At 67.5% G+C, this 15,882-nt stretch carries 14 protein-coding genes; 7 read left to right on the top strand and 7 right to left on the bottom strand.

The window, feature by feature from the left end:
- Positions 1-19 precede the first annotated feature (19 nt).
- Together C0541_RS19210 and fabR are read right to left on the bottom strand one after the other, a co-directional pair.
- Entirely contained in the window at positions 20-832 is an 813-nt protein-coding gene (locus tag C0541_RS19210; protein ID WP_115050986.1) for a hypothetical protein, read from the bottom strand.
- Positions 833-1,308: 476 nt separating this feature from the next.
- The gene (fabR, locus tag C0541_RS19205; RefSeq protein WP_115050985.1) at positions 1,309-1,956 is read right to left on the bottom strand and encodes an HTH-type transcriptional repressor FabR; all 648 of its coding nucleotides are present in this window, start codon (positions 1,954-1,956) and stop codon (positions 1,309-1,311) included.
- A 93-nt stretch (positions 1,957-2,049) separates the two neighbouring features.
- Between fabR and C0541_RS19200 the strand changes: the two genes are divergently transcribed.
- Together C0541_RS19200 and C0541_RS19195 are read left to right on the top strand one after the other, a co-directional pair.
- Complete coding sequence (locus C0541_RS19200; RefSeq protein ID WP_115050984.1) at positions 2,050-3,126, top strand: ferredoxin reductase; 1,077 nt, start codon at positions 2,050-2,052, stop codon at positions 3,124-3,126.
- 9 nt (positions 3,127-3,135) lie between these two features.
- Positions 3,136-4,260, top strand: coding sequence for a fatty acid desaturase family protein (locus C0541_RS19195; protein WP_115050983.1), 1,125 nt, complete (start codon positions 3,136-3,138; stop codon positions 4,258-4,260).
- Between the two features lie 240 nt (positions 4,261-4,500).
- Here the strand turns inward: C0541_RS19195 and C0541_RS19190 are convergent, their stop codons facing one another.
- On the bottom strand, positions 4,501-6,060 hold the full coding sequence (locus C0541_RS19190) for an EAL domain-containing protein (protein ID WP_115050982.1): 1,560 nt from the start codon (positions 6,058-6,060) through the stop codon (positions 4,501-4,503).
- 373 nt (positions 6,061-6,433) lie between these two features.
- Here C0541_RS19190 and C0541_RS21125 point away from each other — a divergent pair, with 373 nt between their 5' ends.
- On the top strand, positions 6,434-6,610 hold the full coding sequence (locus tag C0541_RS21125) for a hypothetical protein (protein WP_193725966.1): 177 nt from the start codon (positions 6,434-6,436) through the stop codon (positions 6,608-6,610).
- A 319-nt stretch (positions 6,611-6,929) separates the two neighbouring features.
- On the opposite strand, the gene C0541_RS19180 is transcribed toward C0541_RS21125, so the two are convergent.
- The 3 genes from C0541_RS19180 to ubiK all read right to left on the bottom strand — a co-directional run bounded on the left by C0541_RS19180 (position 6,930) and on the right by ubiK (position 9,556).
- Entirely contained in the window at positions 6,930-7,439 is a 510-nt protein-coding gene (locus C0541_RS19180; protein ID WP_161960161.1) for a lipocalin family protein, read from the bottom strand.
- Positions 7,440-7,741: 302 nt separating this feature from the next.
- Positions 7,742-9,262, bottom strand: a complete 1,521-nt coding sequence (locus C0541_RS19175) for a YifB family Mg chelatase-like AAA ATPase (RefSeq protein ID WP_115050981.1) — start codon at positions 9,260-9,262, stop codon at positions 7,742-7,744.
- A 15-nt stretch (positions 9,263-9,277) separates the two neighbouring features.
- Positions 9,278-9,556, bottom strand: a complete 279-nt coding sequence (ubiK, locus tag C0541_RS19170) for a ubiquinone biosynthesis accessory factor UbiK (protein ID WP_115050980.1) — start codon at positions 9,554-9,556, stop codon at positions 9,278-9,280.
- Between the two features lie 154 nt (positions 9,557-9,710).
- On the opposite strand from ubiK, the gene C0541_RS19165 reads away from it, so the two are divergent.
- Positions 9,711-10,085 (top strand): P-II family nitrogen regulator, encoded by a 375-nt coding sequence (locus C0541_RS19165; RefSeq protein WP_274519106.1) that lies wholly within the window; start codon positions 9,711-9,713, stop codon positions 10,083-10,085.
- 470 nt (positions 10,086-10,555) lie between these two features.
- Positions 10,556-12,538: a beta-N-acetylglucosaminidase domain-containing protein gene (locus C0541_RS19160; protein ID WP_115050979.1), complete on the top strand. Its 1,983-nt coding sequence runs from the start codon at positions 10,556-10,558 to the stop codon at positions 12,536-12,538.
- Between the two features lie 323 nt (positions 12,539-12,861).
- Here the strand turns inward: C0541_RS19160 and C0541_RS19155 are convergent, their stop codons facing one another.
- A complete protein-coding gene (locus C0541_RS19155; protein WP_161960160.1) occupies positions 12,862-13,536 on the bottom strand; it encodes an RIO1 family regulatory kinase/ATPase in 675 nt (224 codons plus the stop codon).
- Between the two features lie 611 nt (positions 13,537-14,147).
- Between C0541_RS19155 and C0541_RS19150 the strand changes: the two genes are divergently transcribed.
- Positions 14,148-14,975: a hypothetical protein gene (locus C0541_RS19150; protein ID WP_115051166.1), complete on the top strand. Its 828-nt coding sequence runs from the start codon at positions 14,148-14,150 to the stop codon at positions 14,973-14,975.
- A 206-nt stretch (positions 14,976-15,181) separates the two neighbouring features.
- Complete coding sequence (locus C0541_RS19145; protein WP_115050978.1) at positions 15,182-15,793, top strand: PH domain-containing protein; 612 nt, start codon at positions 15,182-15,184, stop codon at positions 15,791-15,793.
- The last annotated feature ends 89 nt before the right edge of the window (positions 15,794-15,882 follow it).

Raw genomic sequence — 15,882 nt, 5'->3', positions numbered from 1 at the left:
GGTGCCAGGCCGTGGCCCTTCAGACGCGCGGGGCGGTTGGGTTACGACGTGCCGCTGCGTCGTGCTGCTCCGAATCGAAGGCTTCGCGCACGGCGTGCTTGGCCTTCTCCCAGCTCAGGCGCGAGTTGGACTTGAAGCGGTCCCAGCCATCGCCCAGATCGCGTTCCAGATGGTCGTCCCACTGGCGGCCGGCGTGTTGCTGGCGCGCCTGCATGCCGTAACGGTAGGCCGGTCGATAATCGTCGTAGGAATACTCGGCGTCGCGATAGCTCGCGCTGTCGAAACGGCCCTGATAATGCGTATCGCCCTCGCGGTACACGCTGTGCGTGCGATCGGCGCGCTCCCAGGCATCGCGCGCGACAAGGCGCGCCTCTTCCCACTCCAGACGCGACTGGCCACGGTTGCGCGGCCATTCGCCGGCCAGGGTCGCTTCGGTTTCTTCCCAGCTGCTGGTCGGACGGGTTTCGCGCGCCTGCAGGCCGAAGCCGTAGACGGTGGCGTAATCGCGGTCGTAATCGGTGCCTTCCTTGTAGTAAGGACGGTTGCGATGTTCCTGGCGCCAATATTCGGTTTCTACCGTCGGGTCCAGGCGCTCGGCCACGCCCTTGCCGGCCGCAGCGCCGGCTACCACGCCGACCGCAGCACCGATCAGGGTGCCCAGCGGCCCGAACACCGTGCCGGCCAGTGCACCGGCGGCAGCGCCGCCGGCGATGCCGCCCACACCCACGCCCACCGGGTGCGAGCCGGGTGTGCCGGAGATCGGATCACGATTCAGATCCTGTGCTTCGGCCTTGCGTTCCTGCTTGTCGAGAGGGGTCTGGTGGTTGCTCATGTCGTCTCCGGGGTGTCTGTGGGTGCGACTGTCGATGCAGATCGCGAACGTGGAGCCACCTTGGCCAGACGGGAGTGAACCGCGTGTGCTGGGATGTGAGTGTGGTCGCGACAAGGCTGAACTGTGCATCCGCCGCCATGGATGAGGCTGGTCTGCACGAACGTGCGACGGTTTTGCCCTGCAGGTAGGTGGCATGCCACTGCACGCAGGCAGACGCTGCAGATGTTTCAGCGCTCGCCAGTGCTGCTTGCCTGCACAACACGCGGCACGTGCAATTACCTGCGCACAGGCGCTTGAGCGACATTCAAGCTGGCGCCACGCGTGGACTGCGCCGGCCACAACAAGCGCAGGTCACCGACGCATTGACGGCACATGCATGCGGTCTGGTCCATACGCAGCCAGCCTGCATCGCTCGACAAGCCTGCCTCGCCGATGACGGCGAGACGGACAGCTCGCGCTCCAGCGCCAAACCACGCTCAGCCGCCGTGCGTACCCAGGGTGCGGGCACCGGTCAGTATCATGCGCAGCATCTGCGAGATCTGTTCGATCAGTTCGGGGTCTTTTTCCGGCGGCGAGTCCATCGCCACCGCGCCCATCGCGAACACCAGCCGGGTGATCGCCTTGGACACCAGCGCCGGCGCATGCAGCTTGGCGTTGTCGGCGGCGGCCAGGCGGATCAGGTCCACCCGCAGCTCGTCTTCGAAATAGCTGAGCTCACGCTCCACCGCCTGCTTGAACGCGTCCGAGCCCACCGCACCTTCGCGCAGCAGCACGTGCAGCAGTTTGTCGTCGGCACGCAGCTGTTCCATGAAGGCCTCGACCGACACCCGGATGACGCTGCGGTCGGTGGAGGTGGCGCGCTGGCGGGCCTGGCCGATGATGGTGCGCAACGAGCGCCCGGCCAGGTCGATCAGGGCCACCGCCAATTCGTCCATGTCGCGGAACTGGCGATAGAAGCTGTTCGGTGCGATGCCGGCTTCGCGTGCCACTTCGCGCAGGCTCAGCGTGGACAGGCTGCGGTGCGGTCCGATCAGCGACAGTGCCGCGGCGATCAGGTCCTCACGTGAAATCGCCGGCTTGCGTGACGGCGGCGCGTCGTTGGTAGGCAGGGCGATGGAGGTCATGAGGCGGTAGCCGGACGTGGGACTGAATCATAGCTCCTCTGATCAATATACAACTGTATACACGGCTGTGCATGCATGCGTATAGTGCAATCCATGAACCTGGCATCCAACCCCAAGTCCAAGTCCCCGTTGCCGACGCGTCTGGCGCGCCGGCTGGTGTCGCCGCAGCTGTTCGATTTCTGGGCAACCCGGCTCAACCCCTTGTGGACGCTGGAACGGCCGATGGCCCGCCTGGTCGCGCGTACCGCGGCCAGCCGCGACGCGGTGACCCTGGTGCTGCGGCCCAACGGCCACTGGCAGGGGCTGCAGGCCGGCCAGCACGTGAGCCTGGGCGTGGAGATCGACGGCCGCCGCCTGCTGCGCAGCTACAGCCCGACCGTGCTGGCCGATGGCCGCCTGGCGATCACCGTCAAGGCGATCGAGGGTGGGCTGGTCAGCCGCTACCTGGCTGGCGATGCGCCGATCGGGACGGTGGTGTCGCTGGATCCGGCCTTCGGCGACATGCTGCTGCCGGCCGCCCCGACGCCGCTGTTGCTGCTGGCTGCCGGCTCGGGCATCACCCCGATGCGCGCGCTGCTGCAGGCCGCCGCGCAGGCCGGCATGCCGATGGACGTGGACCTGCTGTACTGGGTGCGCCAGCGCGACGAAGCCTGCTTCCTCGACGAATTCGAGGCGATGGCCGCCGCATATCCGCGCCTGCGCGTCCGGCTGCTGACCACCCGCGAAGGCGTCGCGCCAGCGGCGCGCATCGACACCTACCCGTTGCAGCAGGTCGCCGATCTCTCCAGCCGCCACGTCATGGTCTGCGGGCCGGGCGGCTTCGTGCAGGCAGCGCGCGCGCGGCTGGAAGGCCAGGTGGCGGCGTTTCAGGCCGAAGCCTTCAGCGTGCCGGTGCTGGAAGACGGCGAAGCCGGTGAGGTGCAGGTCCAGCTCTCACGCAGCGGCCGTACGCTCACCCTGCCGCGCAGTCAGTCGCTGCTGGAAGGGCTGGAAGCGCAAGGCCTGCGCCCGAAACACGGCTGCCGCATGGGCATCTGCAACAGCTGCGCCTGCGCGCGTCAGTCCGGCACCACGCGTCACCTGTTGACCGGTGAGCGCAGCAACGAACCCACCGCACAGGTCCGCCTGTGCATCAGTGCCCCGAGCACTGACCTGATCCTGGATCTGTAAGGAATCCTCATGAGCCGAGTCCACAACCGCGCCCTGTCCGCTGCCGAACTGCAGTCCTTCGGCGACGAGCTCGATGCCATCCGCGCCCGCGTGCAGGCCCAGGTCGGTGCCGCCGATGCGCGTTACATCCGCCGCATCGTGGCGGCAGTGCGCTGGACCGGCGTGGCCGGACGCGCGCTGCTGTTCCTGGGCGCGTTCGTGCACAGCGTGCTGATTCCGGCCTGGATCGCCGGTGTGGTGCTGCTGACGCTGTCCAAGATCCTGGAGAACATGGAGCTGGGCCACAACGTCATGCACGGCCAGTACGACTGGATGGGCGACCCGCAGCTCAACGGCAACACCTACGAGTGGGACATCGTTGCCACCGGCGACAACTGGCGCAAGACGCACAACTTCAAGCACCACACCTACACCAATGTGCGCGGCATGGACGACGACATCGGCTACGGGCTGCTGCGCATCTTCCCCGAGCAGCGCTGGCGCCCGTTCTACCTGCTGCAGCCGTTCATTGCGGTGGTGTTCGCGTTGCTGTTCGAATGGGGCGTGGCGATCCAGGACCTGCGCCTGGGCCGCTGGTTCGCCGGCAAGATGAAGGCGGCCGAGTTGCGCGCCTCGTTCCTGCCGGTCGGCCGCAAGATCGGCCGCCAGATGCTCAAGGACTACATCGTGTTCCCGGCGCTGGCCGGCCCGTTCTTCCTGACCGTGCTGCTGGGCAACCTGGCCGCCAACGTGCTGCGCAGCATCTGGACCTTCGTGATTATCTTCTGCGGTCACTTCACCGCCGATGCGGAAGTGTTCCCGAAGGAGTCGATCCGCAACGAGTCGCGCGGCCACTGGTATCTGCGTCAGCTGCGGGGGTCGTCGAACCTCACCGGCGGCAAGCTGATGAACGTGCTGTCGGGCAATCTGAGCCACCAGATCGAGCATCACTTCTACCCGGACCTGCCGGCCAACCGTTACGCGCAGATCGCGGTCGAGGTGAAGCAGGTCTGTGCGCGCTACGGCCAGCACTACAACACCGGCTCGCTGCCGCGTCAGTTCGGCCAGGTGATGTGGCGGATCGTGCGGCATGCGTTCCCGAGCCGGCCCAAGCCGGTCCGTCGCCAACGCGAAGGCGCCCTGCAAGGCGCCTGATCGAAAGGGCCGCCACTGGCGGCCCTTTTCTTTTGGCCAGTCCGTCCGCCCCGTTCGCCGAACGCGGGTGCGCGTTGGCGGTGGGCGGCATCGGTGCCGGCGACAGTGGCGAACACCGTCGCGGCGATCCGGGCCTGCCGTGCGCGTCCTGGTCGTTGCCATGCCGGGATCGCCGTGCCCGGTCGGCCGGCTGCACGTCGTGGTGGCCCCGCCCGGTGCGTGGCGCCGTAGCGGCGCTGGTCAGTGCGCGACGCCGCGCATCAGTGCGTGGTAGGCGATGAAGCCGGTGGCCGGCAACGCGCGCGAGAACAGCCAGCCCTGCGCCAGGTCCACGCCGTGCGCGCGCAGATAGTCCAGCTGTTCCTGCCGTTCCACGCCTTCGGCGATGGTGCGCAGCTGCAGCGTCTTGGCCATGTCGATGATGTGCGAGGTCACCGCGCTGGTGGCCGAGTGGGTGCCGATGGTGTCCACGAAGGACTTGTCGATCTTCAGCGCATCCAGCGGCAACCCTTGCAGGTATTGCAGGCTCGAATAGCCGGTACCGAAGTCGTCGATCGACACCGTGTGGCCGGCACCGCGCAGGTGGGTGATGGTGGTGCGTGCCGCCTCGATGTCCATCAGGCTGCGTTCGGTCGCTTCCACCCACAACTGCCCGCTGTCCACGTTGGTGCCGTGCAGCGCCTGCGCAAGCACGGTCTGCACACGGCCGCTCTTGATGTCGTCGGCGGAGACATTGATGGCCACGTGCAGGGAGGGGTCGGTCGCCAGGGTCGGGCCAAGGTCGCGGATGACTTCGGCCACCACCAGATCGGTGATGGGCAGGATCAAGCCGCTTTCTTCGGCCAGCGGGATGAAGGCATCGGGCGGGATCAGCACGCCATCGGGTTGCTGCCAGCGCACCAGCGCCTCGGCACCGACGCAGGCGCCGGTGTCGAGTGCGATGATCGGCTGGTAATGCACGACGAACTCGTTGCGCTGTACGGCGATTTCCAGCCGCGCCAGCGGCGACAACCGCCGCCGCGATACCCAGATCACCAGGCTGACCAACAGCAATGCCAGCGCAACGCCGACCGGTACCACCTGCAAGCGTGCGGCCGCCAGCGGCCCGCGCAGATAGGCCACCGGCTCGGTGACGACCGCCGCCCAGTCGCCGCGGCGGTCGCGGCCGGACAGCACCGTGGCGTCTGCGGCGGGGCCGGTTGCAGCGGTCGGCGGTGCGATCAGCAACTGCTCGGCGGCGATGCCGGTACTGCTCAGTATCTGCCCGTCCGGCGTGCCGATCGCCAGCTGCAGGCCGGGCGGCAGATTGATGTCGGTGAGCGTGTTCGGATTGATCAGGACGTTGTAGTCCCGCAGCTGCAAGGCCATCAGCGGATGTTGCGGATTGGCCAGCGGACGCAGCCGCGTGGTGACCGCGATGCCGCGCTTGACCACGAAGTCGGCAGTGGTGTGGGCAGTGGTTTCCGGCGATGGGCCCCACGAGGTGCAGCGCAGCCGGCCCTGCCGCATGTATCCCAGTTCGACGATGTAGTGGCTGGCCAGCACCAGTGCGCGCATCTGCCCCACATGCGGTTGCGAGCAGGGCTGCAGCTGCGATGCGCCCATGCTCAAGAGTGCGCCATACGCCTCGTCGAAGGCGGTGTCGGTGCGCCGGATCGACAGCGCTGCGAGCTGCGCGAGCTTGCTTTCCTCGCGCTCCAGCGCCAGCCGCCATGCCAGATAGTAGGACAGGCTGATCGGCAGCGTTGCGCACAGCAGCACCAGCAACACGGTCACACTGATGATGCGTTGACGCTTCACCTCACCACCCACATCTGCGGGGAGGCATGCTCACGCACTACAGCCCGTGCGGAGCGGCACTGGCATGCATCGCCCCAGCAACGATGCGGCGTACTCGCGCTGCGCGCGGACGCGCCGCACGGGAATGCTGGAGATCGTGACGGTGGACTGATGAGGCTGCACGTCGCGAATGTACGACAGACGCGTGGGTTGCGCGCGTCTGCGGGACGAAGCAGATGCAATTTTTCTGCAGATGACGGTGCCGGGCGGCCTCTTCCATGGGTTCACGCGCCTGCATCGGGCAGCGCGTTAGGGTCGGGTCGTCTGTGCTCCCGAGTGGGAGCCGCGGCGCCATCCGGTGCCGTGCAAGGCACTTTCCCTGGAGGAATCACCCATGACAACGCAGAAAGAACGCGTCGGCGGCACCGATGCAGTGCCGATCTTCAAGATGCAGGAAACCACCCGCGATGGCGAGCTGACCAAGTACGTGGTCGGCGACACCGGCGTGGCCTTCGACAGCCTGGAAGGCGCGCAGGCTGCGGCCAGGGATCTGGGCACGCTCGACGGTTGAGTCGGGTTGCGGTCCGGCCCGTCGGTCGTCGAACGCCGGATCGTCGAGGCCGGGGCAGGCCGCGGCTGCGGTGCCTCGGCGCTTGCAGGCCACGCGGTGGATCCGTCCGTGCAGCGTCCAGCAACGGATGCACCGCGTGTGCCGCGATGGCGGGCGGGCAAGGGTCCTGCAACCAGGCTGCAGGTTGGCCGCGCTACAGGTGTTCCAGCGCTGCAATCGATCCGTCTGTGCGGGCAGCCTGCCAGCGCGCAAGCCGGTCGCTGGTCGACGGAGCGTGTCCTGGTGGGGGAGGCGACTGCCATGCCGGCCCTGCCGGCAATCAGGGAAGCGGCTGCTCGGTCAGTCGCCCGGTGTGCGGGGTATGGATCAGCGGGGCCAGATCGAAGCCCTGCTCGCGCGCATGCGCCAGATAGGCCTGGGTGATGTTTTCGTCCAGCTGCGGCAGTCTTGCCAGCAGCCACAGGTACTTGCGGTCGGGACCGCCGACCAGCGCGGCGGTGTAGTCCGCATCGATGCGCATCACCCAGTAATCGCCCTTGGTGAACGGAATCCAGCGCAGGCCTTCGGGCAGGAAGGTGACTTCCAGCCGCGCGTTGCTGTCGTCGATGGCGCGCGCCTCGCCGACTGCCTCTTCCAGCTCGCCTTCGGCGGTCAGGCAGCGGTTTTGCACCCGCACCGTGCCATCGTCCTGCAGCGAGTAGTGCGCCGACACGTCGGTGCAATCGGCATCCTCGAAGCGGATCGGCAGCCGTGCGATTTCGTACCAGGTGCCCAGATAACGATTCAGATCCAGGGACGGGACGGTGACTAGGTCGGGATGTCGGCTCATGGCGGCGTCTGCGCTGTGGTGTGGCGGACGTTGTACGTGCATCGCCATGAAATGGATGTTGCGAGGTTGGAGGACGCGCGTGGACGCGCCGGCGACTGCCATGCTGCCCGATGCAAGCAGGCGCACGCGCGCCACGCCAGAACCGGCAGCAGGGCCCTGGCGAACCGGCAGCCGACAACGTCGCGAGGGATGTAGCGATCGACCGCACTGCGGTCCCGACATGCTTGGCGTCCTGACCAGACAGCGCGGCATCGCCGTACGCCGGACCAGTGCCGTGGAGTCGAGGCACTGGGTCGGCGCGCCTACGCCGCGCTCGCCGTGCCCATGGCGCGATCCAGCTTGCGGTAGCCGATGGCCTCGCTCAGATGCCCGGTGGCAATGGCGGCACTGTCGTCGAGATCGGCAATGGTGCGGGCCACCCGCAGGATGCGATGCATCGAACGTGCGGACAGCTGCAGATGCTCGATGGCGCGTTCCAGCAGTATCTGATCGTCGCCCTGCAGGCGGCAATGCTGATCGGTCTGTGCCTGATCCAGTTGTGCGTTGGGTGCGCCGGCACGCGCGAGTTGCCGCTCGCGTGCGGCGACCACGCGGGCACGCACGCTGGCGCTGTCTTCGCCGAGGTTGCCGCTGCGCAAGGCCTGCGGCGGCAGTCGCGGCACGTCGACATGCAGGTCGATCCGGTCCAGCAGCGGGCCGGAGACACGGCTGCGATAGCGGCGGATGCCGTCGCTGCTGCAGCGGCACCGCCCGCTGCCGTCGCCGGCCCATCCGCACGGGCATGGGTTCATGGCAGCAACCAGCTGGAACCGCGCCGGGAAATCCACGCTGCGCGCGGCCCGCGAGATCGTCACCAGGCCCGACTCCAGGGGCTCGCGCAACACTTCCAGCGTCTGCCGCTGCCACTCCGGGAGCTCGTCCAGGAACAGCACCCCGTTGTGGGCCAGCGAGATCTCGCCAGGGCGCGGATGGGTACCACCACCGACCAATGCGACCGCGCTGGCGGTGTGGTGCGGGGCCCGGTAAGGCCGCTGCCGCCAGCGCGCAAGATCCAGCCCGCGGCCGCTGACCGAGGTGATGGCAGCGGTTTCCAGGGCCTCGGTTTCGCTGGATTCGGGCAACAGGCCGGGCAGGCGCGAGGCGAGCAAGGTCTTGCCGCAGCCCGGGCTGCCCACCAGCAGCAGATGGTGACCGCCGGCGGCGGCGATCTCCAGCGCGCGACGTGCGTGCGGCTGGCCGCGCACATCGGCCATGTCGGGCAGGGCGCGTGCGCCGAGTGCCGGGATCGCCACCTCGGCGGCCGGTGCGCGTTGGCTGCCGTTGAGCGCGGCGCAGACTTCCAGCAGCGTGCGCGCGGTGAAGGCTTCGACATGCCCGGCGATGGCCGCTTCGGCGCCGTTGGCCAGCGGCACGATCAGCCGTCGCCCGGCCTGCGCGGCAGCCAGGGCGGCGGGCAGTACGCCATCGACGCCGCGCAGCTCACCGGTCAGCGCCAGCTCGCCGAGAAATTCGTAGTCGGCCAGGGTTTGCCGATCGATCTGCCCGCTGGCAGCCAGGATGCCGAGGGCGATCGGCAGGTCGAAGCGGCCGCCTTCCTTGGGGAGATCGGCCGGGGCCAGGTTGATGGTGATGCGCCGGGCGGGAAATTCGAATTGTGCGCACAGCAGCGCCGCACGCACGCGCTCGCGCGATTCGCGCACCGCGGCCTCGGGCAGGCCCACGATCTGGGTGGAGGGAAGCCCGCCGGACAGATGCACTTCCACCCGAACCTCAGGTGCATGCACCCCCACGCGGGCACGGCTGTGCACCAGCGCCAGACTCATGGTGAAAGGCCCTGGTCAGGGAGTGGTGGGTGGCGCTGCGGGCGGCGTCGCAGGCGCGCGGGCTTCCAGCGCGGCCACGGCCTGCTCCAGCGCGTCGAGTTTTTCGCGCGTGCGCAGCAGCACCGCGCGCTGCACGTCGAACTCTTCGCGGGTGACCAGGTCCAGCTTGCCCAGGCCGGCCTGCAGCGCGCCCTTGAAGGTGCCTTGCAGCTCTTCGCGCGATTGGCGCAGGCCCGGCGGCACCAGGTCGCTGAGGCGGCGGGCGAGGTCGTCGAGCTGGTTGAAATCGATCATGGGTGTTCTCCGCAGGTCCGTAGGAAGCCTAGTGCAGGCCGGGACACGCGGGACATCGGCAAGGCAGTCGGCAGGCGGTAAGGATAGTCCCATTCGGCTGTCGGCCGCGGTGACGGCCGCACCCCACGGGGTGAGTGTTACGGCCGTCCACGGTATGCTGCGCGCCCGTCATGCCCCTGGATCTGCACCGATGAAAATGATCATGGCCATCGTCAAACCGTTCAAGCTCGACGATGTGCGCGAAGCGCTCGCCGGTTGCGGGGTGGCGGGCATCACGGTGACCGAGGTCAAGGGGTTCGGGCGGCAGAAGGGGCACACCGAGCTGTATCGCGGTGCCGAGTACGTGGTCGATTTCCTGCCCAAGGTGAAGATCGAAGTGGCGGTGACCGACGACCAGGCCGAGCGCGTGGTCGAGGCCATCGTGACCGCGGCCGGGACCGGCAAGATCGGCGACGGCAAGGTGTTCGTCTACGACCTGGGCAGCGTGGTGCGGATCCGCACCGGCGAGCTGGACAGCGACGCGCTGTAAGCGCGCCGGCGGGCAGCGACGTCGGCGACGGTGCGCCTGGCGCCTGGGCAACCGCCCGCTTGCCGGAACACCACACCGCGCCAGTCGGCGACCGACGAGCGGCTGGGTGCCGCGACGCAGTGCCATGGCGTGCGCAGTGCATCGCCGGTCACTGCATCCTCCAGGGTGGCACGCGGCCGTCGACGGCTGAGGTGGGCACGCAATGCTGAGCCGGGGGCGCTCTCGACGCAGTCGCGCGGGCGCTCCCCGAGCCAGGCTGCTGTCAGTCGCCATCCCAGCGTTCTCATACCATTTCAATACCGAAGACCGGATCCGGCACCCGAGGCAAGCCTCGGCATCCGCTTGAAGTGCTTCACCCTGCTTGCCGCTCCCGAATCGAGCCAGGACGCCAAAAAGCCGCGCCCGCTTGTCGCCACGCGATGACTTGCCTACTCTAGGGCCTAATACCATTTCAATACCGGAGTTCGGGGATGAAACGACGCGCCAGAACGTCGGGCTTGCGCCCGCTCTCGCTGTGGCTGGCAGCAGGCCTGGCAGCGGCGACAGTCCCCGCACTGGCGCAGCCGGTCGTCCAGCCAGCGATCTTCCCCACACCGGTCGCGATCACGCTGGACGGCGGCACGGTCACGCTGGGTCGGTCGGTGGTGCTGGTGGTGGCGCCGGGCGCAGATCCGGAGGCGGTCGCGTTGGTGCGCCGCATCCTCGGCACGGCCGGCGTCACCAAGATCGCCACTGGGTCGCGTCTGCCTGCCACGCTCGACCGCCCGCATATCGTGCTGGGCACCGCTGAGGCGGCAGTGGTGCGCGATGCGCTGACCCGCAGCAAGGCGGTGCAGGACACCCACACCGAGGGCTACACGCTGGCCAGCGTGGCGCTGGGCAACGGCAGCCTGATCACGCTGGCCGGCCACGACAACGATGGCCTGTTCCATGCGGCGCAGACGCTGCGCCAGCTGCTCGAGCGCCCGGCCATTCCGACCCTGGCGATCGAGGATCATCCGGCGATGCCGATCCGCGGCACCATCGAAGGCTTCTACGGCGCGCCATGGTCGATGGCCGACCGCAGCAAGCACATCGAGTTTCTCGCCCGCAGCAAGGCCAATACCTTCATCTACAGCCCCAAGGACGACCCCTACGCGCGCGACCGCTGGCGCGAGGCGTACCCGGCCGCGACGCTGAAGGCGCTGGGCAAGCTGGCGGCCACCGCCAGGCGCAATCACGTCGACTTCGTCTATGCGATCTCGCCGGGGCCGACGGTGTGCTTCTCCGATCCGGCCGATGCCAAGGCGCTGCTGCGCAAGTTCGATGCCTTCCGCGCGCTGGGCGTGCGCAGCTTCTATGTGGCGCTGGACGATATCGAATACACCAAGTGGAACTGCGAGCGCGACAAGACCACCTTCGGCGCGTCCGGCGCGCAGGCGGCCGGCATCGCGCAGTCGCATCTGCTCAACCTGGTGCAGGCCGACCTGGTCGCCCGCCACGATGCGTCTTCGGAATTGATCATGGTGCCGACCGAGTACTACGACGCCAAGGAAAGCCCGTACAAGGAAGCGCTGCGCAAGCACCTGGATCCGAAGATCGTGGTGCAGTGGACCGGCACCGACGTGGTGCCGCCGGCCATTTCCATTCCCGATGCACGCGCGGCCACCAAGGCGTTCGGCCGCAAGACGCTGCTGTGGGACAACTACCCGGTCAACGATTTCGAAACCTCGGCCGGGCGCCTGTTGATGGCGCCGTATGCGCGGCGCGAGGCCGGCCTGTCGGCGGAGTTGTCCGGCATCGTCTCCAACCCGATGAACCAGGAAGTGCCCAGCCGCGTGGCGGTGATGGGGCTGACCGCGTTCGCGTGGAACGACACCGGCTACGACGCCGAGCGCACCTGGCACGCGGCCGCGCGCGACCTGGCCGGTGGCCACGCGCAGGTGACCGCGGCGCTGCTGACCTTCTTCGACACCCAGCATCTGGCGCCCACCTTCGGCAGCCAGCCCTGGCAGGAGCAGGCGCCACGCCTGAAGGCCGTGCTGGACCAGGTGCGCGAGGCGATCGCACTGGGCGATGCCGCAGCGCGCAGCCAGGCGATTGCAACATTGGCGCGCACCGCCGACGACATCGCTGCCGCGCCGCAGATCATTCGCGATGGCGTCGCTGACAAGGGCTTTGCCGAACAATCACGCCCCTGGCTGGAGGCGATGGAGGGTTGGGGCCGCGCGCTGCAGAAGACCGCGGCCGGGCTGGAGGCCGCCAATCGCGGCGACGCGCAGGCGTCGGTGGCGTTTGCCGATGCAAAGCGCGTCGCCGCCGAAGCCGCGGCCATCCCGTCGATTCCCGGCGCCACGCGTTTCGGCGGCCCGGTCAAGATTGCCGATGGCGTGCTGGACCGCTTCGTCGCCGACGCGCCGCGCCTGATCGCCTACCGCGCGCCGTCGGCAGCCGAAGCGGCAGGTGCGCGGTGAGGACCTGCCGCAGCGACCGGGCGACTGCCTAGCCACTGGATAGCGCCGCTGATGCGCGGCATCGGCGTGGACTGCGGTTCGTCGGCGCCGTGCGAATCCCCTGGCGATTGCTCGCCAGGGGGCGGCGTAGCGTTGGCGCGTCATCGAGAGGGTCAGGCTTGCAGCCCGGCGCGCGTGCCCGCTTCGCCGGACCAGCAGGCGGCACGCAGATCGCTATGCGTCGTTCCCACGCGCTGGTGCTGGATGCATGGCGCGACTGCGCCTCATCGGCCAGGCAGCCTGCCCGGCGCCCGCTACCTCGGCGGCGCGCCGGTCGGCGCGCTTCAGTCGGCACTGGTTGGCTGCGCATCGCGCTTCAGGCGCCGATACAACCGCTTCCAGCCGCTGCGAATGGCGCCCACCCAGCGCGGTTCGGCGCTGCGCGCGGCCTCGTCGGCAGTCGGTGCGATCCCGGCCAGGCGCTGGCGCATCTTGTGGAAATTGGCCACATCGCCACGCTGCAGCTGACGGGCCAGCGTGCCGCGCTGCAACCAGCGCGGGAAGCGCCAGGCCGAGGTGAAATCGATCAACACCGGCACCCCGGCACTGACCACCACGTTGGTGCCGTGCAGATCGTTATGGGTGATGCCGAAGGCATGCAGGCGACGCAGCGCCTGCTGCAACTGTTGAAAGACTTCCTGGCCCACCACCGCACTGGCGCTGAGCGTGTCGCCCGGAATGAACTCCATGCCCAGCGCCAACCCGCCCAGCGTGCCGAGCAGGGCCGGCGCATGCCGCCAGCCGTGCAGGCGGGCCAGCATCTTGGCCTCGTGCCGCACCATCAGCCGTGCGATCGGTGCCAGCAGCGTGCGGCGATACCGGCCGTAGTCCTTGACCACGGCCAGCTGCCCGTCCAGATGGGTGCGGTAGACGTCGGGCTCAAGCAGCCGCGTGCCCTGCTTGAGCAGAACGGGAGTGACGACCTGCAGGCTGGACACAGCCAGCGGTTGGTAATGCATGACAGTTCTCCAGACCCTGGCGGCGCGGAGGTGTCACGCGGGACGCAGGTCCATGGGGATCACGATGGATCGGGATCACGCAATTTTAGAACTTACGAGTACTGAAATTACATTTGTTTAACAAATGAAATGTTCCGGACATGGAACAGCCTTTCAATTCAGATGGTTGGAACGCTCGGGCCTTGCAAAATTACCGGGGCAGAGGCCATGCGGGAGCGCTGTGCCGCCGCGGTGGGCGGCCGCACGCGGCACCACGGCCGCGGCGCGATCTCTCCCGACCGGAATGGAAGCTGGCGATCAGCTCGCGGTGGATCGGCGGGGGGCGGAACATGTCGAAGCCAACCGCGGCTGCGTGCGATCGGACATGCGTCCCGCCGCTTCTTGACAGTCAATGAGACTCCAGACACTGTGCGCGCTGCGGTCAGGGGGCTGCATCACGCGCGCGTCGCGCACATCCACGTCGGTGTGCCACGACCGGTGCCTTGGGCACTGCGGTGATGCGGGGACGCTCCCGAAGAGATGACGGCAACTGCGCCACTTCCAGACGCCGTCGGGTTCGCCTGCGCGCGCACGGATGCGGGAACGATGGAGGACCACTCATGGGGAATGCGATGAAAAGGACTGCAACACTGCTGTTGGCCTGCACGGCGCTTGGCGTCACGGCACAGGCCTCGGCGCAATCGTTGTCGCGCGGCTGGGACAGCTACCGGCAGCAGCAAAAGCAATCGCAGGCCGGTACGCAGGGGGTCCCTGCGCCGGCAGCGCCGCCGTCGCGTCCGTCGCAAGCCGGCAGCGGCGGCGCGCCCACGGCCGTCGGCGGAAGCGGAAGCGCGAGTGTGGTCGACCAGACCGGCGGATTTGCCACCGTCACGGCGCAGACGTCTGCGGTAGATGCGCCACAGGCGCCGGCTTACGCAGCAGCATCAGTCCAGGCAGCGGGCAGTGAGCACACCGAGCAATCGCGGATCGACAGCGGCGCGTTTATTAGCGTGCAGCGGGGGAGGGGCGAGGTGTTCAGTGGCTACAAGCAGGACATGCTTGGCCTCAGCGCCGGCTATCGCTGGCGTGCCGGCTCGGTGACGTTGATCGGGCTCGAGGGGTCGGTTGGGCGCCTGGACCGCGGAGACTCGACCGACGATGTGTTTATTCCAGCAGTGAAGTTTGTCGGCATCGGCGGTACGGCCCGCTTCAATTTTGGTGACACTCCACTGTTTGCTGTGGTGCGTATTGGCTCATGGTATGCGGAGGTCGCAGAAATGAGTGATGAAATCTACGGTGGCTACGCTAGCCTCGGCCTGGGCGTCGATCTCGGCAAGCACGCGAGTGTGAGCGCGATGTACACCAACTACATTTACGCCAACGATTACGATGACTACGCCGAAGACACCACCATCAATCGTGCCGATGTACTGAACGCGGCACTCGAAGTCCGCTTCTGATGTAAGCGCATGATCCAGGAAGGGCGGGCGGTGGCGTCCGCCCTTCCGCGTCGGATGTTTTTCAAAAGCGACTTGGCAGACGGCAGTTTTTGTTGAGGCCGCACCTTGAAGACGCGCCGCATACGGTCATTGGTGTTGCACGGACATCCACGCGGGTTGTTGTAGTGTCACGGTCAACGCATTGGCTCAGCCGTTGGTGAGGGCAGATGGACGCAGTAGCGCAGTTTTTGACAGACGAACAGGACCCGGTAGCCGTGGGCAAGATCCTGCCCAAGGTGAACGAGTTGCTGACACGGGACGAGCAGGTCGAGTACATCGCCGTGCAGAAGAAGATGGTGATGAACCTGTCGCCGGACGCGGTGGTGCTGACCAACCGCAGGTTCATCGTGGTCTCCCCGAAACTGTTCGGCATGACGTTTCGCGATTTCCCCTGGCGCGAGGTGCTCGATGTGCACATGAGCGAACAGATGCTCGGGGCCACCATCATGTGCCGCACCACGCAGGGTGCGTATGCATCCATCGATAGCCTGCCAAAAAAGCAGGCGCGTCGCGTGTATGCCTATGCGCAGCAGGTGGAAGAATCGGCCTACGAAAAACGCCAGCAGCTGGAATTCGACAAGTTGCGCGCCTCTGCCGGCGGTGTGGTGGTGCACGCTCCTGCGGCGCCGGGTACGGTGCCGTCGGCCCCGCCGATCGCGGTGGCCGTCACCGATGATCCGATGCAGGTGCTGAGCAAGCTCAAGCAGCTATTGGATGCGGGTTTGGTCACGCAGGAAGAATTCGATGCCAAAAAGGCCGAGGTATTGGCACGGCTGTAAGGCTGCTGGCAGATACAGCACGTAGCCGTCAGCTGGCGGGGATTGCGCGGACCCAGGAATGCCTGACGAAACCTAGCGAGCAATCGTAA

Origin of the sequence: Xanthomonas arboricola, from assembly GCF_003353015.1 — a bacterium.
In the GTDB taxonomy this organism is placed as follows: Bacteria; Pseudomonadota; Gammaproteobacteria; order Xanthomonadales; family Xanthomonadaceae; genus Xanthomonas; species Xanthomonas arboricola_E.
The sequence above is the reverse complement of the archived record's forward strand: the minus strand, read 5'-3'. Positions and strand labels throughout refer to the sequence as shown.

Bases quoted from the DNA above. Each gene is read 5' to 3' on its own strand.
- C0541_RS19200 (WP_115050984.1), top strand. From the start codon at position 2,050: ATGAACCTGGCATCCAACCCCAAGTCCAAGTCCCCGTTGCCGACGCGT.
- ubiK (WP_115050980.1), bottom strand. From the start codon at position 9,556: ATGATCGATTTCAACCAGCTCGACGACCTCGCCCGCCGCCTCAGCGAC.
- C0541_RS19165 (WP_274519106.1), top strand. From the start codon at position 9,711: ATGCTGCGCGCCCGTCATGCCCCTGGATCTGCACCGATGAAAATGATC.
- C0541_RS21125 (WP_193725966.1), top strand. From the start codon at position 6,434: ATGACAACGCAGAAAGAACGCGTCGGCGGCACCGATGCAGTGCCGATC.
- C0541_RS19150 (WP_115051166.1), top strand. From the start codon at position 14,148: ATGAAAAGGACTGCAACACTGCTGTTGGCCTGCACGGCGCTTGGCGTC.
- C0541_RS19210 (WP_115050986.1), bottom strand. From the start codon at position 832: ATGAGCAACCACCAGACCCCTCTCGACAAGCAGGAACGCAAGGCCGAA.
- C0541_RS19160 (WP_115050979.1), top strand. From the start codon at position 10,556: ATGAAACGACGCGCCAGAACGTCGGGCTTGCGCCCGCTCTCGCTGTGG.
- fabR (WP_115050985.1), bottom strand. From the start codon at position 1,956: ATGACCTCCATCGCCCTGCCTACCAACGACGCGCCGCCGTCACGCAAG.
- C0541_RS19195 (WP_115050983.1), top strand. From the start codon at position 3,136: ATGAGCCGAGTCCACAACCGCGCCCTGTCCGCTGCCGAACTGCAGTCC.
- C0541_RS19180 (WP_161960161.1), bottom strand. From the start codon at position 7,439: ATGAGCCGACATCCCGACCTAGTCACCGTCCCGTCCCTGGATCTGAAT.
- C0541_RS19155 (WP_161960160.1), bottom strand. From the start codon at position 13,536: ATGCATTACCAACCGCTGGCTGTGTCCAGCCTGCAGGTCGTCACTCCC.
- C0541_RS19145 (WP_115050978.1), top strand. From the start codon at position 15,182: ATGGACGCAGTAGCGCAGTTTTTGACAGACGAACAGGACCCGGTAGCC.
- C0541_RS19175 (WP_115050981.1), bottom strand. From the start codon at position 9,262: ATGAGTCTGGCGCTGGTGCACAGCCGTGCCCGCGTGGGGGTGCATGCA.